Annotated in this window: 19 protein-coding genes, 1 riboswitch and 1 other annotated feature; of the genes, 6 read left to right on the plus strand and 13 right to left on the minus strand. The window is 53.6% G+C overall.

The annotated features are described in order from the left end of the window. Positions 1 to 4 precede the first annotated feature (4 nt). The gene (locus AC13H5_RS10100) at positions 5 to 1,156 is read right to left on the minus strand and encodes an MFS transporter (RefSeq protein ID WP_483545673.1); all 1,152 of its coding nucleotides are present in this window, start codon (positions 1,154 to 1,156) and stop codon (positions 5 to 7) included. Positions 1,157 to 1,215: 59 nt separating this feature from the next. Further along, entirely contained in the window at positions 1,216 to 2,601 is a 1,386-nt protein-coding gene (pepV, locus tag AC13H5_RS10105; protein ID WP_483545674.1) for a dipeptidase PepV, read from the minus strand. A 306-nt stretch (positions 2,602 to 2,907) separates the two neighbouring features. Between pepV and AC13H5_RS10110 the strand changes: the two genes are divergently transcribed. After that, positions 2,908 to 3,129, plus strand: coding sequence for a DeoR family transcriptional regulator (locus AC13H5_RS10110; RefSeq protein WP_081637897.1), 222 nt, complete (start codon positions 2,908 to 2,910; stop codon positions 3,127 to 3,129). Between the two features lie 81 nt (positions 3,130 to 3,210). Here AC13H5_RS10110 and AC13H5_RS10115 read toward each other — a convergent pair whose 3' ends face one another. Next, the gene (locus AC13H5_RS10115; RefSeq protein WP_034778298.1) at positions 3,211 to 3,921 is read right to left on the minus strand and encodes a pseudouridine synthase; all 711 of its coding nucleotides are present in this window, start codon (positions 3,919 to 3,921) and stop codon (positions 3,211 to 3,213) included. Next, on the minus strand, positions 3,921 to 5,618 hold the full coding sequence (locus tag AC13H5_RS10120; RefSeq protein ID WP_214763271.1) for a putative polysaccharide biosynthesis protein: 1,698 nt from the start codon (positions 5,616 to 5,618) through the stop codon (positions 3,921 to 3,923). Before AC13H5_RS10120 ends, AC13H5_RS10115 begins: the two co-directional genes overlap by 1 nt. A gap of 138 nt (positions 5,619 to 5,756) precedes the next feature. Between AC13H5_RS10120 and AC13H5_RS10125 the strand changes: the two genes are divergently transcribed. Then, the gene (locus AC13H5_RS10125; protein WP_483545675.1) at positions 5,757 to 7,031 is read left to right on the plus strand and encodes a BaiN/RdsA family NAD(P)/FAD-dependent oxidoreductase; all 1,275 of its coding nucleotides are present in this window, start codon (positions 5,757 to 5,759) and stop codon (positions 7,029 to 7,031) included. Between the two features lie 39 nt (positions 7,032 to 7,070). Here the strand turns inward: AC13H5_RS10125 and AC13H5_RS10130 are convergent, their stop codons facing one another. From AC13H5_RS10130 to AC13H5_RS10145, 4 genes are all read right to left on the minus strand, one after another. Continuing rightward, the gene (locus AC13H5_RS10130) at positions 7,071 to 7,583 is read right to left on the minus strand and encodes a pyrophosphohydrolase domain-containing protein (RefSeq protein ID WP_214797301.1); all 513 of its coding nucleotides are present in this window, start codon (positions 7,581 to 7,583) and stop codon (positions 7,071 to 7,073) included. Positions 7,584 to 7,597: 14 nt separating this feature from the next. Beyond that, a complete protein-coding gene (locus tag AC13H5_RS10135; protein ID WP_483545676.1) occupies positions 7,598 to 8,671 on the minus strand; it encodes a hypothetical protein in 1,074 nt (357 codons plus the stop codon). 117 nt (positions 8,672 to 8,788) lie between these two features. Continuing rightward, positions 8,789 to 11,191, minus strand: a complete 2,403-nt coding sequence (gene leuS, locus AC13H5_RS10140; protein WP_214797303.1) for a leucine--tRNA ligase — start codon at positions 11,189 to 11,191, stop codon at positions 8,789 to 8,791. A 41-nt stretch (positions 11,192 to 11,232) separates the two neighbouring features. After that, positions 11,233 to 11,451: a binding site (T-box leader), on the minus strand. 42 nt (positions 11,452 to 11,493) lie between these two features. Then, on the minus strand, positions 11,494 to 12,684 hold the full coding sequence (locus AC13H5_RS10145; protein WP_214797304.1) for an MDR family MFS transporter: 1,191 nt from the start codon (positions 12,682 to 12,684) through the stop codon (positions 11,494 to 11,496). 176 nt (positions 12,685 to 12,860) lie between these two features. Here AC13H5_RS10145 and mnmL point away from each other — a divergent pair, with 176 nt between their 5' ends. Continuing rightward, positions 12,861 to 13,838 carry a tRNA modification radical SAM protein MnmL/YtqA gene (mnmL, locus tag AC13H5_RS10150; RefSeq protein WP_483545677.1) on the plus strand — a complete coding sequence of 326 codons (978 nt, stop codon included), beginning with the start codon at positions 12,861 to 12,863 and terminating at the stop codon, positions 13,836 to 13,838. Continuing rightward, a complete protein-coding gene (mnmM, locus tag AC13H5_RS10155) occupies positions 13,792 to 14,364 on the plus strand; it encodes a tRNA 5-(aminomethyl)-2-thiouridylate-methyltransferase MnmM (protein WP_034778311.1) in 573 nt (190 codons plus the stop codon). Before mnmL ends, mnmM begins: the two co-directional genes overlap by 47 nt. Positions 14,365 to 14,396: 32 nt before the next feature. Here mnmM and AC13H5_RS10160 read toward each other — a convergent pair whose 3' ends face one another. Continuing rightward, entirely contained in the window at positions 14,397 to 15,113 is a 717-nt protein-coding gene (locus tag AC13H5_RS10160) for an alpha/beta fold hydrolase (RefSeq protein ID WP_034778316.1), read from the minus strand. Between the two features lie 90 nt (positions 15,114 to 15,203). Then, the gene (locus AC13H5_RS10165; RefSeq protein WP_034778317.1) at positions 15,204 to 15,674 is read right to left on the minus strand and encodes a GNAT family N-acetyltransferase; all 471 of its coding nucleotides are present in this window, start codon (positions 15,672 to 15,674) and stop codon (positions 15,204 to 15,206) included. 164 nt (positions 15,675 to 15,838) lie between these two features. Between AC13H5_RS10165 and AC13H5_RS10170 the strand changes: the two genes are divergently transcribed. Next, on the plus strand, positions 15,839 to 16,366 hold the full coding sequence (locus tag AC13H5_RS10170; protein ID WP_138859149.1) for a hypothetical protein: 528 nt from the start codon (positions 15,839 to 15,841) through the stop codon (positions 16,364 to 16,366). Between the two features lie 42 nt (positions 16,367 to 16,408). Here AC13H5_RS10170 and metK read toward each other — a convergent pair whose 3' ends face one another. After that, positions 16,409 to 17,617, minus strand: coding sequence for a methionine adenosyltransferase (gene metK, locus AC13H5_RS10175; protein WP_138859148.1), 1,209 nt, complete (start codon positions 17,615 to 17,617; stop codon positions 16,409 to 16,411). 130 nt (positions 17,618 to 17,747) lie between these two features. Continuing rightward, a riboswitch (SAM riboswitch) is annotated at positions 17,748 to 17,867 on the minus strand. 314 nt (positions 17,868 to 18,181) lie between these two features. Here metK and pckA point away from each other — a divergent pair. Beyond that, positions 18,182 to 19,753 (plus strand): phosphoenolpyruvate carboxykinase (ATP), encoded by a 1,572-nt coding sequence (pckA, locus tag AC13H5_RS10180; RefSeq protein ID WP_483545678.1) that lies wholly within the window; start codon positions 18,182 to 18,184, stop codon positions 19,751 to 19,753. A gap of 33 nt (positions 19,754 to 19,786) precedes the next feature. Here pckA and AC13H5_RS10185 read toward each other — a convergent pair whose 3' ends face one another. Together AC13H5_RS10185 and ytkD are read right to left on the minus strand one after the other, a co-directional pair. Beyond that, positions 19,787 to 20,545, minus strand: a complete 759-nt coding sequence (locus AC13H5_RS10185; RefSeq protein WP_483545679.1) for an alpha/beta hydrolase family protein — start codon at positions 20,543 to 20,545, stop codon at positions 19,787 to 19,789. Then, on the minus strand, positions 20,526 to 20,999 hold the full coding sequence (ytkD, locus tag AC13H5_RS10190; protein WP_034778327.1) for an RNA deprotection pyrophosphohydrolase: 474 nt from the start codon (positions 20,997 to 20,999) through the stop codon (positions 20,526 to 20,528). The genes AC13H5_RS10185 and ytkD overlap by 20 nt, the downstream gene beginning before the upstream one ends. Between the last annotated feature and the right edge of the window lie 95 nt (positions 21,000 to 21,094).

The following is a 21,094-nucleotide window of genomic DNA, read 5'->3' on the forward strand; positions in this document are numbered from 1 at the left end:
GGAATCATCCTTTCTCACGAAACCGTCTCAACCCTAAGAATAAAATCGCGCCAATCACACTGACGACTGTGTACATCCAAAATACACCGATAATGCTGTTCACTTCAATGATGATTCCGCTCAACTGATTGAACGCGGCCGTCGCCAAACCTGAAGTAACTGCCATATAGACGCCAATCGCCGTCGAGGTGACGTTTCGGCTGACAAGGCTTCGCACAAACTGAAGCGCGACCGGAATGAGCAGGCCGACGACGAGCCCTTGGACGATGGCGAGCAGCCAGACGATCCACAGTTCTGGTTCGAGTGCGAGCCAACCGTTGCGGAGCGCTGAAACTAACGCCGCTCCCGCAAGTACGTTGACCGTCCCAAGACGTTCGACGATTTGATACGCCACTTTCATGAACGGGATCTCACAAAGCACGGCCACTAAAAACAACGTCCCGACGAGCGTCGTCGAGCCGCCGATACTCGTCACGTATATCCCGAAGTAATAGTTGTTCGCATAGATTGGACCGAAGACGAGCATGCCCCCAATCAAAAAGGCGATGAACGGGGCGTTCCAGACGGCCGACCAAGCGAACGGGGCGACCGTCGTCGCGCGCGTTGCAACCGGTTCGGCAATCGTCCTTAACACGATGCTGCCGGCCACGAGTACGATGGCGCTGAGCAAAAATGTGCTCGCAAGACCCCACGTCGTATCCGCGATTCGTCCCATCATGAAAACGGCGATAGCGAAACCGGCCGATCCGAATAGACGGATGGCTCCATAATCAATTTTGACACGGGCCGTATAATCGAGCGTCATCATATCGATAAGCGGGATGTGCGCGCATTGGAACACCGACCAGGCGACCATCAAGAGCACGATCCAAACGTAATCGGTCGCGAACAAGAACGTGATGGAAAGGGCGGCCGCCCCGATCATGGCGATACCGAGCCACGCCCGGACACGGCCCGTCCGATCGGCCAGCATGCCCCATAACGGCTGGACACCAATCGAGAGGATCGGCATGATGGCGACAATCGTCCCGACCTGACCCGGAGACAAATCAAAGCGTGCCTGCGAGAAGAAAAGTGCCATGTAAGGAATGAGGGCCCCTTGTGCGAAAAAGATAGCGACATACATTGATTGAAACGATAGTTTTTGTTGGTTCACTGTAAACTTCCTTCCTAACAGACAGAGAGCCGACCGAATCAGTCAGCTCTCACGGATTATTATTTAGCGAGCTCATAAATCGCTTCCGCATAGATGGCGGCGGCGCGAAGTAAATCTTCAATTTCCATGTATTCATCGACTTGGTGTGCGACATCTTTCGCTCCTGGGAACAATGCGCCGAAGGCAACACCAGCCTCGAGCGAACGGGCATACGTTCCTCCGCCGATGGCCATCAAGTGTGCCGATTCGCCGGTTTGACGCTCATACACATCCGCCAACGTTTTCACGAGCGGATGGTCTTCGGCCACGTGGTGCGGCGGCATATGGTGACGCGTCGACAGCTCGAACCCGAACGACAAGGCGATCTCTTTCAAGTTTTGCAATCGTTCTTCAAACTTCGCGGTATACGGATAACGGATATTGACCGTCGCCGTCCGCTCTTCGCCCTGATAGCGGAACACGCCACCGTTAATCGTCAAGTCACCGGTCTCGTCGGTCGCTTCGATGCCGAGCGAAATCCCGCGTGAATCAGCAAAGACGTGGCGGATGAACTCGATGTAGCGCTCCCCTTGAATATCGAGTGGAAGCGTCAGTAGGAACCCGGCAAGTACGTAGGCCGCGTTCACACCATTATCCGGCTCCATCGCATGGGCGGCGACACCTTTCATCGTGAACGTATACGTCCCCGCTTCCCATGTGCACGTCCCGTCGGCCTCATATTTCGCAAGGTAGGCCTCAAATTTTTCTTCGAGCACATCTTCTGTCTCAAGTACCGCGGTCGCGAAATCCGGGACCATGTTCGGACGTTCTCCACTCACGAACGAGACCAAGTGATGTTTCGAGCCGGGTACGCGCTGAATTGGGAGTTGCTTCAAGACACCGTCATACAAACCTTTTTCCGCGTTAATAATCGGGAAATCAGCATCCGGTGCGAAACCGTATGTCGGCATCGCTTCCTGCTTAAAATATTCACGGACACAGCGCCATTCGCTCTCCTCGTCACAACCGGCGATGAGGCGGACACGTTTCGATAGCGGCAACCCGAGCTCTTTCACGATGCGCAACCCGTAATAAGCAGCCATCGTCGGACCCTTATCGTCATTGCTGCCGCGGGCGTACAGTTTCCCGTCCGCGACCGTCGGATTGAACGCCCCATACGTCCATCCGTCTCCGGCCGGCACCACGTCTAAGTGGCAGAGGATCCCAACGATTTCTTCGCCTGACCCGTACTCCAAATGGCCAGCGTAACCGCCGACATCTTTCGTCACGAATCCGTCACGCTCTCCTAACGCAAACATATAATCGAGGGCGCGACGGACTTCAGGGCCAAACGGCTCGTTCGGTCCGGACTTGTCTTCATCGAGGACGCTCGGGATTTGTAACAACCCTTTTAAATCTTCTAAAAACGCGTCTGTTCGTGCGTCGACTTCTTGTCTCCAATTCATCTCAATCTCCCCTTTGCGAATGTTCTCTCCCTTATTAGTATATCCAAATGTTAGAAAGACGAACATTCATTTCGAAAATATTTTTTCGTTCGTCTTTTAGAAGTTTTATTATCCATTTACACGATGTTCATTCGATATTTACGTTCATAACATGTTCTTTACATTTCGATTGTTCGTTCTTTTCACTTGCAATTCTATTTGAGAGCGGTATACTAAAGGTGTAATTTTAGAAAATAACAATTTCATATTTCATTTGTCGTCCGTAGGTTTTGTCTTTCATCATTCTACGCATTGGGAGGTCATCCAATGAAAGGTTCAACAGATCGTATGCTAACCCGCATCAAGTCCATTTATTTGTTCATTAACGAAAGGGAATGCGTCACCACTTCAGAACTAGTAGAGGAGTTTGGGATCACGTCACGCACCGTACAACGTGATTTGAACGTTCTTGAATACAACAATCTGGTTGAAAGTCCGAGTCGGGGCACGTGGACGTCATCAAAACGTTCACTCAAGACGGCAAATTGAATAACAAGTTACAAGGGATTCCGCACGCGGGTCCCTTTTTTTGCACAAAAAAGTACGTGCCGATTGACACGTACTTCCGAATCATATGAGGAACAAGTCGACTTCCGTTTCTGTCAACTCACGGTATGCACCAGGTTCAAGCGTCGGATCGAGTTCGAGGCCACCGATTTGGACGCGCTCGAGCCGCTCCACATGTTTTCCGACCGCGGCGACCATCCGTTTCACTTGATGATACTTCCCTTCCGAGAGCGTCAAGCGAATCGTCGAGCGGCGACCGGACTTGCTGAGCAGTTCAAGTCGTGCCGGCTTCGTCGTGTAGCCGTCCTCGAGTTCGACGCCTTCGGCGAAGCGACGGACATCATCTGCCGTCATCTCCCCATCGACTTCGGCGATATATACTTTGTCGACGTGTTTACGAGGCGACATGAGCGCGTGATTGAACGCCCCATCGTTCGTCAATAGCAACAGGCCGGTCGTATCTTTGTCGAGGCGTCCGACCGGGAACAAATCGTAATGGGCATAGGCCGGGTCGATTAAATCGACGACCGTCGACTCGACTTTGTCCTCGGTCGCACTGATGACACCAGCCGGCTTGTTCATCATCAAATAGACGAACGGTTTGTACTCGACGACTTCCCCGTGCACGGTGACACGTTCCGCCTCTAAGTTGATTTGTCGTTTCGCATCTTTGACGGGCTGGTCATCAATCCGGACGGCCCCTTGTTTCAATAAAATCTTGACGTCTTTACGCGAACCATATCCCATGTTCGCCAATAATTTATCAATTCGCATTATGCTTTCCTCCGATATTGGAATCGTTTCCCTAGTAGTTTTCCGGCCAAGTGACTTCTCCAACCGAGATAGCCGTATACGACGAGGCCGATTCCGAAACCGACGACCGTAGCCAATATATCGTTCCCCCAGCTCGGCTCATCTCGGAGCGTGACGAACAACGAGCCGTATACCGCGATAAACATCGCCCCACCCATGGCAAACATGAGCATCGTCCGACGCAACAATTGCTTATACGGGAACTGGAGCGTCCGTTGAATTTTCCACACCATGAGGATGATCGCGACAATATAGCCGGCGATCGTCGCGTAACCGGCGCCGATGCCGCCGAGCGCATAGACGAACGGTACGTTGAGTGCAGCTTTCGTCAATAGTCCCATCGCCGTCGCGAAGATGGTGAAGTACTGACGATTGATCCCTTGCAGGATGGCCGCTGCCACCGAGTAATAGGCCAGGAAGAACGCACTCGGCGCATAGTGGAGCAAGTAGACCCACCCTTCCCGGTCACCCGGGAACAGTGTCCCGAACAACGGCTCGGAGAGGGCGACCAACCCGATGACGGCCGGGATGGTGACAAAGAACGACACTTGGAAGATGTGGTTCACTTGATTACGGACTTTATTCATGTCGCCGTGCGTGAACGATTTCGTGACGAGCGGGATCGTCGCCATCGACACACTTGCCGCGATCGAGACCGGAATCAAGACGATCTTATGGGCGTTCCCGGTCAAGAACCCGAACGCGGACGTCGCTTCAGCGACCGACTTGCCCGAGTTGAGCAACGTGTTGACCATCGTCAACTGGTCGACGAACTGATAGAGCGGCGTCGACAAGCCGACCATGACGATCGGGATCGAGTAACTGAGCAACTCGAGCAAGAGCGATTTCATCGAACGGACCGGCGTACCCGCCGGATTATCCGTCTGACGATGGATGTCTTTCCGTTTGCGCCAATACATGGCGAGCACGACGATACTTCCGATCGCCCCGATAAAGGCGCTGAACGTCGCAATCGTCACGGCGAGCACTTTCAACCCGTTCAACTCGGTCGTCGCCACGGCAGCGGTCCCACCGAGCGAGTCAGCGAGCGGACGAATGAGTGCCGAGTCCGAGAAAACGAACAAGACGAGCATCGTTCCGCTGAGCAGGAACATGATGCGAACGATTTGCTCAATGACTTGCGAGATGGCCGTCGGGGCCATATCCTGATGTCCTTGGAAATAGCCGCGCACCATGCTCATCGCCGGGATGAGCAGGAGGGCGAAACTGACGCTACGCGTGACGAGCGTCAACGAGTCGATATATTGCTGATTGTTCTCCGAGTTGCGGACCATGAGTTCTGATAACCACGGTGCTGAGAAAAACAGTAATAAAAAAGCGACGACGCCGGTCACGAGCATCAGCTTCATCCCTTGACGGAACAAGCGCTGACTCGTGCCATATTCACCGAGCGCGTTATACTTGGCGATAAATTTTGAGACGGCGACAGGAATCCCCGCCGTCGAAATGGCGATCATGAGCGCATAATAGGTGTAGGCCGCCTGATAGAGCGTGACGCCGGCAATCCCGACCATCGCTTGGAAGGGAAACGTATAGAGCAGTCCGAGCGCACGCGAGATCAAATTTCCGGCTGATAAGAGCAGCGTGCCTTTGACGAAGGACTCCCGTCCTGAATCTTGTTTGACGCTTGATGACATGAGATACCTCCATCTATTCTTTCACAACTAATGTACCTAGTTTTACAAAACAACCGTTTCTCATTATACTCTTACTGTTGCAGATAATAAAGTTACGAACCGTTAAAGTTTAGATTGAGAAGAGAAACGAGGGATACCATGATGAAAGATGTCATCGTCATCGGAGGAGGCCCAAGCGGCCTGATGGCGACCTACGCCGCCGCCAAAGCCGGAGCGAACACGCTCCTGATTGATAAAGGATCGAAGCTCGGACGCAAGCTCGCCATTTCTGGCGGCGGGCGCTGTAACGTCACGAACCGCAAGCCCGTCGACGAACTGATTCAGTTCATTCCGGGGAACGGACGCTTCTTATATAGCGCCCTCGCCCAGTTCGACAACCAGTCGATTATCGACTTATTCACCGGGTTCGGCATCCCATTAAAAGAAGAAGACAACGGCCGGATGTTCCCAGTGACGGACAAAGCGCAAGATGTCGTCAACACGCTCCTCGGCGCCATCGACGCACTCGGTGTCGAGATTCGCAAAAACGCGAAAGTGAAGACGCTCCATTTTAATGAAGCAAACGAGTTTGAAGCGGTCGAACTGGAGGACGGCGAACGCATCGAGGCAGGCGCCTGTGTCATCGCTGTCGGCGGACAATCTGTCCCCCACACCGGCTCGACCGGCGATGGATATCCGTGGGCCGAGAAAGCCGGGCACACGATCACGGAACTGTTCCCGACCGAGGTGCCGATTTTGTTGAACGATGCGTTTATCGGCACGAAACAGCTGCAAGGGCTGTCGCTCCGTGACGTCGCCCTCACCGTTCACGGCAAAAAAGGCAAACCGATCAAGACACACCGCGGCGACATGATTTTCACGCACTTCGGCATTTCGGGTCCGATCGCCCTCCGGTGCAGTCAATATACGATCAAAGAGCGCAAACGCAGCAAAGAGCGCGTCGTCGCCCTCTCGCTCGACTTGTTCCCGGACATGGTACGTGACGAGCTGTATCAAGAGCTGTGGAACCAAGTCCAAGAACAACCGAAACGGGCCGTCAAGAACGTCTGGAAAGGGTTTATCCCGGAACGGATGCTCGACCTGTTGTTGGCCGACCTCGCTTTCGGTGAAGAAGACGCGAGTCAGTTGAAGAAACAATCGGTCATCGATTTTGCGACACGACTGAAGACGTTTGAGCTACATGCGACCGGGACGCTCGATTTCGACAAAGCGTTCGTCACCGGCGGCGGCGTCTCTGTCAAAGAGATCGCCCCGCAGACGATGATGTCGAAGAAAGCGGACGGCCTGTTCTTCGCCGGCGAGGTGCTCGACATTCACGGCTATACAGGTGGTTATAACATCACGGCCGCCTTCACGACCGGGCATTGTGCCGGGTCGCACGCCGCAGAATTTGCTGTACGTACAACCGTATAAAAGAGAGCCTATCGCGCGCGATAGGCTCTCTTTTTGGTGTCACTGTTTCGCTTCAAGTTGGCGTCGCACTTCCGCCTCGAGCTCTGGCTCGGGTGGCAACCAGCCTTCCGGCTTCATGACCTTATTGTCTGACGCGCGCAGGATCGGCTTACCATCCGGACCGAGCTTCGCCATATTGGCGCGCTGCACGATCTCGAACAACGGCACCGGGTCGAGCCCGAGCTCGACGAAACTGCCCATCACGAAATAGAGGGCGTCCGTGAGCGCATCACCTTGTCCGACGAGTCGCTCGACGTCATTTGTCGGTGGGGCGTCCTGGAGCGATTTCTGAACAGCCTGTTCGAATCCTTGTTGGAACGTGGCGACGGCTTGCAGGAACTCTTCCTCGTTCCATGCCGATTGATGTAAAAATTCGACGACGGCCTCTTCTGCCGTCCAGACCGAACGTTTGACGGCCCGGTCTAACTCGAGCGGCTGTGGCGCACTCGCTTCCGGGTGCCCGAACGTCTCATGGAATTGGCGAACTTCTTCATAGAAATAGCGTTTGCTCATATGATCCTCTCCTATCAGTCGACCGAGACGAAATCGTCAAGGTCGAACACATCTGGTCGCACGATGGCGAAAATTTCATTGTCTTGTAAAAACATACCGGTCGACCCGTACACACGAGGAGTGACCATCTGTCCGTTCATCGTCCCTTCATCCGGGTTGATCGTGTAGAGGACGAGTTCTTCTGAATCGAGGACGTAAATGCGTCCCTGGCGTTCGACGAGGCCGACACCGCGGAAGTTCTCGAACTTCTGTTGAATCGAGGCGCTCATTCCTTCGGTCGTGAGCGGTTTTCTCGACTCAATGGCCCACTCCGTCTCAGGCGCTGGCGCTTCTTCGGCGTCTGCCTCATCAGCCGTGGTCGCCGTATCGGCGTCTGAATCCACTTCGGTCGTCGCATCCGTCTCGGTCGCATCGGCTGTTTCTTCTGTCTCTGGCTTCGCTTCAGCGTCGGTGGCCGTCTCATCCTCGAGCGTCCGTTCTTGGACGTATAACAGTTCCACGTCCGGCGTGTCCGCCAAACGGCTCATGATGATCAGTCGTTTCGTTTCCTCGTCATAACCGAGGCCGAACAATCGGTCTGTCGAGGCGATTCCTTTAATCAATTTGCGTCGTTGTTCCGTCCACCGGCCTTCTTCACGCTCGATTGTCACGAGAACCCCATTCGCCGTGACGGCATAAATCTTGTCCTCGGAAATCATGCGCATACCGATGAACTCGCCGAACCGGTAGGGCTGTCCTTCGTTGCTGAGGATGAGTGACGCGTTCACGCGATTGGCGTTCCCGCTCACTTCGAAAAATTCTTTATTTTTCGTCAAGACGAGATATGACCCAATCGTGTCACTATAGTACACTTCGTCGAGCTGTTGAATCTGTTCGAGGGCATCGGTCGTATCGATATCCTCCTCGTCCGGCGAGGCTTCGACGGGAGGTACAGATGTCGCTTGGTGACTCGTTTGAATCTCTATTTTTTCAAACGTCGAGGCGATTTGGCTTTGAATATCCTCGTCCGAAAAGACGAACACATAGCACAAAATCACACCGACGACGACGGCAAACAGCGTCGTATATAGTACGTAAGAACGTTTCATGGACGTTTCGTCCCCTTTACATGCAGTATCGCCCTTTAGTGTAACAAACCCGCCCCGAAAAGAAAACGACATCATACAAAAGAAAGGAACGTGTGACAATGTCACACATTCCTTTGCTTATCCAACGACGATATTGACGAGCTTACCTGGAACGACGATCACTTTGCGGACCGTCTTCCCTTCCGTGAACTCTTGAACGCGTTCGTTCGCGAGCGCATCGGCCTCGAGCGCTTCTTTCGAAGCGTCGCGGGCCACGTGCATCTTCGCACGAAGCTTGCCGTTCACTTGGATGACGACTTCAATCGTGTCGCTGACGAGTTTCGACTCATCAAACTTCGGCCATGCCGCATACGTCAAGTCTTCCGTCATGCCGAGACGCTCCCACAACTCTTCGGCCAAGTGTGGCGCGACCGGGGCGAGCATCTTAACGAAGTTGACCATTTCTTGTTTCGGAAGCGTGTCTTGTTTATACGCTTCGTTGATGAAGACCATGAGTTGCGAGATCGCCGTGTTGAAACGGAGCGCCTCATAATCTTCTGTCACTTTCTTCACCGTCTGATGGTACGTCCGTTCGAAGTCGGCAGTCGGCGCGACGTCTTGAAGCTCTGTCTGATCGAACAAACGCCAGACACGGTCAAGGAAGCGACGAGCGCCGTCGAGACCGTTCGTCGACCAAGCGATGGCCGCATCGAGTGGTCCCATGAACATCTCGTAAAGACGAAGCGTGTCGGCTCCGTGCGACTTGATGATGTCATCCGGGTTGACGACGTTCCCTTTCGATTTCGACATCTTCTCGTTGTTCTCACCAAGGATCATCCCTTGGTTATAGAGTTTTTGGAACGGCTCTTTTGTCGGGACGATGCCGATATCGTAGAGCACTTTGTGCCAGAAACGAGCGTAGAGCAAGTGTAGGACCGCGTGCTCCGTACCACCGATATACAAATCGACCGGAAGCCAACGCTTCAACTTCTCTGGGTCCGCGATCATGTCTTCATTGTGCGGATCGATGAAGCGAATGTAGTACCAGCAGCTGCCGGCCCATTGTGGCATCGTGTTTGTCTCGCGACGACCCTTCTCACCCGTCACTGGATCCGTGTACGTCAACCACTCGTCTGCGTTCGCAAGCGGCGATTCACCCGTACCCGACGGTTTGATTTCATCGATAATCGGGAGTTCGAGCGGGAGGTCTTCGACCGGGACCGTCTTGAGCGTGCCATCTTCCATATGAACGATTGGAATCGGCTCGCCCCAATAGCGCTGACGGCTGAACAACCAGTCGCGGAGACGATACGTCGTCTTCGCACGGCCAGTGCCGGCAAGTTCAAGCTCTTCGATGATCTTGGCGATCGCGTCGGCTTTATTGAGACCGTCCAAGCTACCTGAGTTGACGTGGACGCCATCCTCGACGTAAGCCGCCTCATCCAAGTTGCCGCCGGTGACGACTTCACGGATTGGAAGGTCAAACGTCTTCGCGAACTCATAGTCGCGCTCATCATGTCCAGGAACGGCCATGACCGCACCTGTACCATACGTTGACAACACGTAGTCAGCAATCCAGATTGGAAGCTTCTCACCATTGACCGGGTTGATCGCGTAAGCGCCAGTAAACACGCCTGTTTTCTCTTTGGCAAGATCGGTCCGCTCGAGATCCGTTTTTTTCGAGACTTCTTCGACGTACGCCTCGATGGCGACGGTTTGTTCCGGTGTCGCGATGGCTTTCACGAACGGGTGCTCCGGTGCGAGCGTGACGTATGTCGCGCCGTAAAGTGTGTCCGGACGTGTCGTGAACACCGTGACGACTTTTTCGTGACCGTCGACTTTGAAATCGACTTCGGCCCCGACCGACTTGCCGATCCAGTTGCGTTGCATCTCTTTGACGCTGTCTGGCCAGTCAAGCCCTTCTAAATCATCGAGCAAACGCTCTGCGTATTCCGTGATGCGGAGCACCCATTGCTTCATCGGGACACGGTAAACCGGATGGCTGCCGCGCTCTGACAAGCCGTCGATGACTTCTTCGTTGGCGAGTACCGTCCCGAGGGCCGGGCACCAGTTGACGGCGACTTCATCGACGTAGGCGAGTCCGCGGTCATGGAGCTGTGTGAAAATCCATTGCGTCCACTTGTAGTATTTCGGGTCGGTCGTGCTGATTTCACGATCCCAATCGTATGAGAAACCGAGCTCTTTCAACTGGCGGCGGAATGTGCCGATGTTGCGCTCTGTGAACTCGCGCGGGTCATTCCCTGTGTCGAGGGCATATTGCTCGGCCGGAAGACCGAACGCGTCCCAACCCATTGGATGGAGAACATTGAAGCCTTGCATCCGTTTCATGCGGGCGATGATGTCCGTCGCCGTGTAACCTTCCGGGTGACCAACGTGAAGGCCGGCTCCTGATGGATATGGGAACATGTCAAGGACGTAGAAACACTCCTTGTCCGGGTCTTCTGTCGTCCGGAATGCATCTTTCTCGTCCCAACGTTTTTGCCATTTCGGCTCGATGTCTTGATGTTTAAAATAATCCAAAATTCATCCTCCTCTGCATAATAAAAAGCCTTCCGCCCCGGTAATGGGACGAAAGGCTTGAAAGCTCTCCGCGGTACCACCCATGTTGCATTTCTGCCACTTGAGACGCCGGTAACGAGGCGTAACTCCGGTTCACCCTACTGTTTGTTCAGGCGAACTGCTCCAAGGCGAGTTCTCGCAGTCCATATACCGGTTCACACCACCCACCGGCTCTCTACAAATACAGACGTCACGATACTATTCCTCTTCTACGCATGTGTATGATCTCACTCGTTCATTTTAGCCCAATCTGTTTTAGAGCGTCAACTTGATTTTTCAGGCACTCGGATGTCTTTCATGAAAATGAAGAACGCGAGCGCGATGGCCGTGAGCAAGAATAGCATTGTGAAGACGGCACCGATGCCGAATACGTCATAGACGAGGCCCGATAAGGTCGGGCCGATCATCCGACCGACCGAGGCCGCGATATTGACGAGTCCTTGGAACTGTCCTGCTTTCCCCGGCGGTGCGAGTTTCGCGGCAATCGTCGGAACGGCCGGCCAAATGAACATCTCCCCGATCGTCATGACGACCATCGCGACCATGAACATCGTAAAGCCCCCCGCGAACGGAACGACCGCGAAGGCGGCGAGGAAAATAACGGCGCCAACGATGAGTTGTTTCTTCAAATCGTCTTCAAAGTAACGAAGGGCCCGGTTGAGGAGCGGTTGAGCGAACACGATCAAGGCGCCGTTCACCGTCCAAAGGAGCGAATACTGGCTGATTGTCACGCCGAGGTCTTTCGAATGGACAGCGATCGTGCCTTGCCACTGCACGTAAACGAACCAAAGGGCCGCGTAACCGATGGCGACGAACCACATCGATTTCATCGTCGCGCCGGACAACGTCGTCGCCGCAGCCTCAAGCTGCGATTGGACGACCGGACGGGCCGGGTCTTTCAAATAACGGAGCCCGAATAAGAGGACGACGACGAACAAGACCGATAAGAAGAAGTTCGCGTAAAAGATCCACTCGATGTCGATGCGCGCGATTTGCCCGCTCATCGCCGTCCCGAGGGCGACCCCGACGTTTTGAGCAACATAGATCGCGTTGAACGAACGGCGTCCGCCTTCCGGCCAAATCAAGCCGGCGAACGCGTACACGGTCGGGAAGACGAGGCCACCCGAAAACCCAATCAATCCAAGCCAGCCCAAGTAACCGAGGAATGTGGCATGAAACAACAAGAAGCCGAGCGAGCTCGCGAGCAACAGCCCGACCGCGAGGATGAGCGTCCGCTTCCCGCCAATCCGGTCAAACAGCGTGCCCCCGATATAGTTCCCAGCGATGGCGAGCGCCGAGTTGACGAGGAGGGCAATCCCTGCGAGCGTCATCGATTCGCCTAAATATCCATTTATATAGAGTGTGTTAAATGGCCATAAAAAAGACGCCGCCGTTGTATTGAGCGCCATCGCAATGACCAAAATCCATACCGAAATCGGCATTTTATTGTTCATACCAGTTACTCCTTTCATTCCCGTTTAACGATAAAAATTCGGCACGACGGCCGAATCAAGAATAAGTCCTTCTCCAAGCTAACGGAACGCCCCATAACTGTCAAGAAAAATTACTTATTATGAAGTAAACACGAGGAAAGCTTGTGATAGCATGAGCAAAGAAGGAGAGGATATTCATGCAACATCCATTTGGTGACGCCAGATACCACAAATTAAATGAAGCATATCGCCGTGAGTTCGGCGGGAAAGTGTTCAAGGTACCGCTCGACGGCGCTTTCACTTGTCCGAACCGGGACGGGCTCGTCTCGAAGGGCGGCTGTACGTTCTGTTCGGACGACGGCAGCGGTGATTTTGCCGGCAACGCCTGCGATCCGATCCCGGTCCAATTTGCCGAAGTGAAAGCTCGGTTGCATCGAAAGTGGAAAGAAGCCCGCTACATCGCTTACTTCCAAGCGTTCAGCAACACGTATGCCCCCGTCGCCCGGCTCCGGGAATTGTTCGAGCCTGCCCTTAAAGAGGAAGGTGTCGTCGGTCTATCGATTGCGACCCGGCCGGACTGTCTGCCGGACGACGTCGTCGACTATCTCGCCGAGTTGAATGAGCGGACGTCCCTCACGATCGAACTCGGCCTACAGACGATTCACGATGTGACAGCGAAAAAAATCAATCGTGGCCATGACTACAAGACGTTCCTCGAAGGTCTCGCCAAGCTCCGCCGACGCAATATAAACGTGGTTGTCCATATCATTAACGGTCTCCCTGGCGAGACGACAGAGATGATGCTCGACACGGCGCGAGAAGTTGCTAAAATGGACATACAAGGAATCAAGATCCATTTGCTCCACGTCTTGAAGCACACGCCACTCGCCCGTCAGTACGAAAAAGGATTGCTCGAGCTCATGGACGAGACGACTTACGTCTCCCTCGTCTGCGACCAGCTTGAGACGTTACCACCCGAGATCGTCATCCATCGGTTGACCGGTGACGGGCCACCGGATCTGTTGATCGGTCCGACGTGGAGCCGGCACAAGATGGCCGTCTTGAACGCCATCGATGCCGAACTGGTGCGTCGTGATTCCTTCCAAGGAAAAAAGAAGGATGAGAGCCATGGGATTAATGAGAGTCTTACCGTTCGCGAAGTACCTACTCCGTGAACACGTCACACCTGGTGCCGTCGCCATCGATATGACGGCCGGCAACGGGCACGATACATTGTTTTTAGCCGAACTCGTCGAGGCGACGGGACACGTCTACGCGTTTGATGTCCAAGCAGCGGCGGTCGAGGCGACACGCATTCGCATCGAGGAAGCAGCATTGACGGACCGCGTCACTGTCATCCACGACAGCCACGACACCGTCCGAGAAATTGTAGCGGACGAGACACGCCCGATCACAGCCGCCGTGTTCAACCTCGGTTATTTACCGGGAAGCGACAAGTCGGTCACGACGACGGGCAATACGACCATCGACGCCCTCGAGCAACTGCTCGACGTCATGGCCGTCGGTGGTGTCATCGTCGTCGTCATCTATCATGGCCATGATAGCGGCAAAATCGAGCGCGACGAGGTACTCGCCTACGTCGAGGCACTCGACCAAAAGCGGGCCGGCGTCCTCCGTTACGGCTTCATCAATCAAATCAATCATCCCCCGTTCATCGTGGCGATTGAAAAACGTGCATGAAAACAGGCGACTCGAGCGAGTCGCCTGTTTTGTCATTCTCGAATCAATTCATAAAACGTGATGAGCGTCTCCGCGAACTTCGTGTTCAGTCGTTCATAGCCGAAATGCGGGAAGCCTTCGAGCCGGCGGATGTACACTTGATCGCCGCCGATTTTTCGACAGACGTTGAGCGTCAGCTTCACATCGGCGAAGCGGTCGTCCGGCGCATAGAAGCAAGCGAGTGGGAGGCGCGGCAAATGTTTCTTCTCTTCTTGGTGCTCGACGATCTCTTCCTCGATTTCCCGGTATTGCCCGTAGGTGATCTCACCGAAGCGGGAGGACTCTTCGCCTGCACCCATGAACGTCATCATGCCGAGCGGCAAATCCGGACGGAAACGGTCGACCGCACTCGCGACGACTTGTTTCAATCCGCCGATTTGGCGGGACGGATGCCAATCGAACAAGGGTGAGATATACGTCAAACTGCCGAGCGGCACATCGTATTCCTGGAGCAATCGGTTCGTTAACAACGCCCCGAGACTGAAGGCGATGACGTGAATCGGCAGTTTGTACTGGCTCGCCTCGCGTAGCGTGTTCTTGATTAACAGCTTATGGTCTTCCGCCGTCAAGCCGACCGTCTGTCCGGTCACGACGAGAACTTCATATTCGTCACGTAACCGTCCTAAAAACGCCTCGCTCAAGCGTGACGTGAACTGGAGCGGATAGACGATCACGATGACCCCTTTTCGTGATTCTTCTTCGTATGTCATACTGTCACCTCATTTTATTATGTCCATGTTTTTATACTAACAAAAAACATCAGCCGAGACTGATGTTTGTCAGAAAATCCGTCTAGGGTCTTAGCTCGGGTCATAGCGCAAATGAATCAGTTCCATCGGTTGGTCGTACACTTCCTCTTGAATCCGATTCAATTCGATGAACGCCTCATGGTTCAAAAAGGCGATCGCCTGCTCGTTCGAACTCTCGACGTACAGTTCGATTGGTTGAACTTTACGTTCGCGCAGATGAGACAATAAGGCCGTTCCGAGACCTTGTCGGTGATGGGTCGGATGAAGATAGAGCCGGAGCACTTCCCACGTATCCCCGCGGTCGATCGCATGATAGAACCCGATGACGTCGCCTTCGGCTTCACCGACAATGAACAACTGCTCTTTCGCTTCCTCGCTTGAACTGATGGCGCGGACGATCTCTTCTTGCTGATAAGCCCGTTCCATTACTTTTGAACGAACCTCGTCTTGTTCACTGACCGTTGCGAGCGCAATATCGCGGATGGTGGCGGCATCTTCTGGTACGGCTTCCCTGATCTTCATAACGGCATCCCCCTTTTGGCCAATCTAGTAGTATCATTCCCCATCAGCAAAAAAATATCCTGCCCGCTCATTACTTTTTGATGTCGAAATGAAGGAAGACGTTATTTTCCATTTTGACTCGGGTATAAGAGTATCAATGCCAACTTACAAAAAGGAGTGTTACTATGGAACCGAAACTACAACATGATCCAAAACTAGAGCAAGCCAACAATCCAAATCGTCAGTTTGACCAAGCAAATGCAGGTGGCCCTAAAATCACCGTCGTGACCGGGATGCTCCTCGGCGCCCTCGTCGGCGGTCTGCTCGCCTTACTTAGCACGTCGAACCGTGAGAACACGAAACAATCGTTCTCGAGCGCGAAATCGTCGGTCGGCGGTCTCGTCGATACAGTCAAACAAGACCCAGCCGGAAAGGCCTCACAAGTCATCGACCAAGTGAAATCAGCTTCTGGAATCATCCAAGAAGTTGCCACTGACGTTCAAAACGTATACGAGAAAGTCGCTGGTGAAGTCGACACGGTCAAAGAAGACGTGAACAAAGTCGTCGGCACGGCGCAAGAAGCGAAGTCAGATCTTCAATCGATCGGCGAGAAAGTCGTCGATGCGAAAGATACGGCGCTCGGGCAAGAAACTTCATCCGACACGTCATCAAGCAATAACGAATCATCGAATGACAACAAAACACAAGCCTAACAAAAAAACGACCTTTCGCTGAGAAAGGTCGTTTTTACTGTCTTATGCGAAGCGTTTCGCGCCTTCTTCAAGCACTGCCGCTTTATCCGTTTGCTCCCATGGGAGTTCAACGTCTGTACGACCGAAGTGGCCGTAAGCTGCTGTCTGCTTGTAGATTGGACGGCGAAGGTCGAGCATCTTGATGATGCCGGCCGGACGGAGGTCGAAGTTCTCGCGAACGAGTTCGACGAGCTCAGTCTCGCTCAATTTGCCTGTGCCGAACGTGTCGACTGCGATCGATACCGGGTGGGCAACGCCGATCGCGTAAGCAAGTTGAACTTCTGCTTTGTCAGCAAGTCCCGCTGCAACGAGGTTTTTCGCTACGTAACGAGCCGCGTACGCCGCTGAACGGTCAACTTTGGTTGGATCTTTACCTGAGAACGCGCCGCCGCCGTGGCGAGCGTAACCACCGTACGTATCGACGATGATTTTACGTCCTGTAAGGCCTGCATCCCCTTGTGGTCCACCGATGACGAAACGGCCAGTCGGGTTGATGAAGTATTTTGTATCCGCGTCGATAAGTTCAGACGGGATGACCGCGTCGATGACGTGCTCTTTCAAATCAGCTTGGATTTGTTCGAGTGTGATGTCTTCGGCGTGTTGCGTCGAGATGACGATTGTGTCGATGCGAACCGGGTTGTTCGCTTCGTCGTATTCGACCGTCACTTGTGTCTTACCATCAGGACGAAGGTAAGCGAGCGTGCCGTTCTTACGAACTTCTGCCAAACGACGTGACAATTTGTGCGCGAGTGAAATCGGGAGCGGCATGAGTTCTGGTGTCTCTTTTGTTGCGTAACCGAACATGAGACCTTGGTCACCAGCGCCGATCGCATCGATTTCTTCTTCAGTCATTTGTCCTTCACGAGCTTCAAGCGCTTGGTCGACACCTTGGGCGATGTCTACCGATTGCTCATCAATCGATGTGAGGACAGCACAAGTCTCTGCATCAAAACCATATTTTGCACGTGTGTAGCCGATCTCACGAACTGTTTCACGAACAACTTTCGGGATATCCACGTAAGTTGATGTTGTGATCTCACCTGCTACGAGCACGAGACCTGTCGTGACAGATGTCTCAGCCGCAACGCGGGCGTTTGGATCTTCAGCTAAAATCGCATCCAAAATCGCATCTGAGATTTGGTCACAAATTTTATCCGGATGTCCTTCCGTGACGGACTCCGAAGTGAAAAGTCGACGGTTCAAGTTTGCCATTTCGAAAAACCTCCTATAATAAGGGTGATGTGTGGACGGTACTCGTTCCCCTTACGCGTTGCTTTGGGACGGTAATGAAAAAAACCTTTCGCCATGTTCAATGGGAAAGGTTGAATCGTTCTTCCTTACCCTCTTATCGTTCGAAGCTTGCGCTTCGCTTCAGGATAGCACCTTTTCCGAATAACAATGACAAATCGGACGGTTGCTGGGCTTCGTAGGGCCTTGTTCCCTCCACCGCTCAGAATAAGAGTATCCGTTACGAAGACCATCATATAAATGACACCCCGTTCTGTCAAGCGTATCGACTGAATTCGTAAAACTTTTCACGAACTCGCAATAGTTATGTTTGTGAAATATCAAACATTTTTTTGTCGGTTTTCGATTTTGTACTATGACCTGGTACAGAATATGTTAGAATGACAGTGTAAGAAAGCGCTTACTTTAAAGGGTAAAAAAGGCTTGTTTTTGATTAGTATGTCACATATAATAAAAACGTCATACTAATCAAACGCGGAAGTATGCGGATTTCATCCACATCTATTTAGGGGAAAGGTGGGATTCAGGATGGCGACAACGCTCCTGAAAATCGAAGAATTAATTAAAGGTGCCGACATGATGCGGAACTTAACGGTTCCAGAATTGGTGGAAGAAGCCATTCGCAACGGGGAAGGCGTACTGACGAAAGACGGGGCTTTATCGGTCAGTACAGGTAAATTCACAGGACGGTCACCGAAAGACAAATTCGTCGTGCAAGATGAAGTCAGCAATCATTTAGTAGACTGGGGTCCGGTCAACCAACCGATCGCAGAAGAGAAGTTCACGGCACTGCTCGATAAAGTGCTCACGCATCTCGAGACGAAAGACAAGCTCTATTATCTCGAGGCGTCTGCCGGGGCTGACGAGCATTATACGCTTCCAGTGCGGGCCATCACAGAATACGCGTGGCACAACTTGTTCGCGAAACAGTTGTTCTTGCGCGAATGGCCGACACAAGGTGCCTTTGATCCGTTCACGGTCATCTATGCACCGAGCTATAAGGCCGATCCGGAAGTCGACGGGACGAACTCCGAAACGTTCATTCTCGTCTCATTCGCCAAACGGACCATTCTGATCGGGGGAACAGAATACGGCGGCGAAATTAAAAAATCGATTTTTTCAGTCATGAACTTCCTGTTACCGGAACAGCATGTCTTGTCGATGCATTGCTCGGCGAACGTATCGGACGCCGGCGAGACGGCTCTCTTCTTCGGGCTATCGGGTACCGGAAAGACGACGCTATCGGCCGACACAGAACGTCATTTAATCGGGGACGACGAGCATGGTTGGTCTCCTGACGGCGTCTTCAACATTGAAGGCGGTTGCTACGCGAAGACGATCAACTTGTCGCGTGAGAACGAACCTCAAATCTACGATGCCATTCGATTTGGCTCGTTGATTGAGAACGTCGTCTTGGACGAGGAACGGGCACCAGACTACAAGAACATCTCACTCACTGAGAACACACGGGCCGCCTACCCGATTCAATTTATCGATAACGCGATGCTTCCGTCACGAGCCGGTCATCCGAACACGATCGTCTTCTTGACGGCCGACGCATACGGCGTCCTGCCTCCAATCAGCAAATTGACGAAGGAGCAGGCGATGTATCACTTCTTGTCAGGCTATACGTCGAAGCTAGCCGGCACGGAGCGCGGCGTGACGGAGCCTCAGGCGACCTTCTCGACATGTTTCGGGTCACCGTTCTTGCCGCTCGCACCTGAACGCTACGCCGACATGCTCGGCACGTTGATCGAGAAACATGACGTCGACGTCTATCTCGTCAATACCGGTTGGACCGGCGGCGCATACGGCGAAGGATCGCGGATGAAGCTCGCCTATACACGGGCGATGGTGAACGCGGCCGTCAACGGGAAATTGCGTGACGTCGAGACGACGCGCCATGACATCTTCAACGTCGAGATTCCACGCCACATCGACGGGGTGCCAGACGACGTGCTCAACCCACGGGGCACATGGAAAGACGGGGCCCGCTACGACGCCGAGGCGGCAGCGCTCGCCTGTAAGTTCCAAGACAACTTCAAACGATTCACGAAAGCGAGTGAGGCGGTCGTCGCAGCCGGCCCAATCATCGTGTAATAAAAAATGACTAGCGCCTGGTTTAGGCGCTAGTCATTTTTTTGGTGCGACGGCTAACATCCAGTCCATCGCCTCATCGGTCGTCTTCCACTTTTCCCAAAACGGGAGTTGATGAGCGAACGGGACGATCCAAAGTTCGGCCCGCTCCCCCATCCGTTCGGCCACGGCTGTCGCATGACGGAGCCGCACTTGCTCGTCGTCTGTCCCGTGAATCAATAACGTCGGGGCCTCCCAGTCCTTGTAGAGGGGTGAACGCTCCACATACGCCTCACGAGCCGCTTCCGGGTCACCCCCGATCATACGGCGGAGCATTTTCCGCATCGAGCGTTGCTCTTCGTACGTCCATTCCAAATTGGTGACACCCGCCCATGACGTCACGGACGTGAGCGGCCGCTCCGCGGCGAGCGACAACGCCATCATGCCTCCGCGCGAGAAGCCAAGGGCATGAATGAGCGTGTCCGTTCGATGGACGCGATCATAAAGAGACAAGACATCCTCTAAATCGGCCCCGCCGAAGTCTTCTTTCCCGCTCCCCCCATGGTTACCACGGTAAACAGGCGCCACGACGTGGAAGCCTTTGGCCGCGAACTGCATCAACCGGGGCAAGCGCACGTCCCCGATGCGTCCTGTTCCGCCGCGCAAATAAAACAGGACGTGCCCGTTCGGTCGCGTCGGCGTGATCGTATAGGCGACGACATCCTCACCATCGCGCGTCGCGTACCAGCCACGGTGGACCGCATAACCGGCATATGGAGGGAGGACCTCGATCCGGTCAAACCATTCGTTTTTCATGTAGCACCTTCATCGTTTCCGGGAGCACCCGGTCTTTCATCATGAAACTGTACCGGTTGTTCCGGAGCAGATTCGTTGGCAGTTCTTTCATGAGCACGGCGCCGTCGGTCTCATCGACGGCCGGATGGTCATCGAAGCGCTCGATCTCGGCAAAGTAAATATTTTTGATGACCGTGTCCCCGCGCCCGAGCACGCGGTATTGTCCGAGATAGTGCAGCGTCTTCACGACACCGCCCGTCTCTTCATACACTTCCCGAATCGCGGCATCATCCTCATGTTCGCCGGGCTCAACTTTTCCACCCGGGAACTCGAGTCCGCGTTGCTTATGCTTCGTCAGCACCCATTGATTCTCATAGCGGGCGACGACCCAGACGTGGAGCGGCGTATCCGAAAATGGATAGTGCGCGAAGCTCAACTCGACTTTATTGTGATAGTAGTCCGTGAATGTCAACATAGTCCATCCCTTTCTTTCCCCTGTCTACTCTCACTTTACCTTGTCTTCCACTAGTTTCAAACAAAAAAATAGGCCCGCCGGAGCGGACCTACTCG

It is taken from the genome of Exiguobacterium sp. FD-YE-25-4 (assembly GCF_057004685.1).

Excerpts from the sequence above, each read along its gene's own strand:
- AC13H5_RS10185 (WP_483545679.1), bottom strand. The coding sequence starts at position 20,545 with ATGAAAAACGAATGGTTTGACCGGATCGAGGTCCTCCCTCCATATGCC.
- AC13H5_RS10145 (WP_214797304.1), bottom strand. The coding sequence starts at position 12,684 with ATGAACAATAAAATGCCGATTTCGGTATGGATTTTGGTCATTGCGATG.
- AC13H5_RS10160 (WP_034778316.1), bottom strand. The coding sequence starts at position 15,113 with ATGACATACGAAGAAGAATCACGAAAAGGGGTCATCGTGATCGTCTAT.
- AC13H5_RS10165 (WP_034778317.1), bottom strand. The coding sequence starts at position 15,674 with ATGAAGATCAGGGAAGCCGTACCAGAAGATGCCGCCACCATCCGCGAT.
- AC13H5_RS10110 (WP_081637897.1), top strand. The coding sequence starts at position 2,908 with ATGAAAGGTTCAACAGATCGTATGCTAACCCGCATCAAGTCCATTTAT.
- mnmM (WP_034778311.1), top strand. The coding sequence starts at position 13,792 with ATGGGATTAATGAGAGTCTTACCGTTCGCGAAGTACCTACTCCGTGAA.
- AC13H5_RS10135 (WP_483545676.1), bottom strand. The coding sequence starts at position 8,671 with ATGAAACGTTCTTACGTACTATATACGACGCTGTTTGCCGTCGTCGTC.
- AC13H5_RS10115 (WP_034778298.1), bottom strand. The coding sequence starts at position 3,921 with ATGCGAATTGATAAATTATTGGCGAACATGGGATATGGTTCGCGTAAA.
- metK (WP_138859148.1), bottom strand. The coding sequence starts at position 17,617 with ATGGCAAACTTGAACCGTCGACTTTTCACTTCGGAGTCCGTCACGGAA.
- AC13H5_RS10125 (WP_483545675.1), top strand. The coding sequence starts at position 5,757 with ATGATGAAAGATGTCATCGTCATCGGAGGAGGCCCAAGCGGCCTGATG.
- AC13H5_RS10130 (WP_214797301.1), bottom strand. The coding sequence starts at position 7,583 with ATGAGCAAACGCTATTTCTATGAAGAAGTTCGCCAATTCCATGAGACG.
- ytkD (WP_034778327.1), bottom strand. The coding sequence starts at position 20,999 with ATGTTGACATTCACGGACTACTATCACAATAAAGTCGAGTTGAGCTTC.
- mnmL (WP_483545677.1), top strand. The coding sequence starts at position 12,861 with ATGCAACATCCATTTGGTGACGCCAGATACCACAAATTAAATGAAGCA.
- AC13H5_RS10120 (WP_214763271.1), bottom strand. The coding sequence starts at position 5,618 with ATGTCATCAAGCGTCAAACAAGATTCAGGACGGGAGTCCTTCGTCAAA.
- pepV (WP_483545674.1), bottom strand. The coding sequence starts at position 2,601 with ATGAATTGGAGACAAGAAGTCGACGCACGAACAGACGCGTTTTTAGAA.
- pckA (WP_483545678.1), top strand. The coding sequence starts at position 18,182 with ATGGCGACAACGCTCCTGAAAATCGAAGAATTAATTAAAGGTGCCGAC.
- AC13H5_RS10170 (WP_138859149.1), top strand. The coding sequence starts at position 15,839 with ATGGAACCGAAACTACAACATGATCCAAAACTAGAGCAAGCCAACAAT.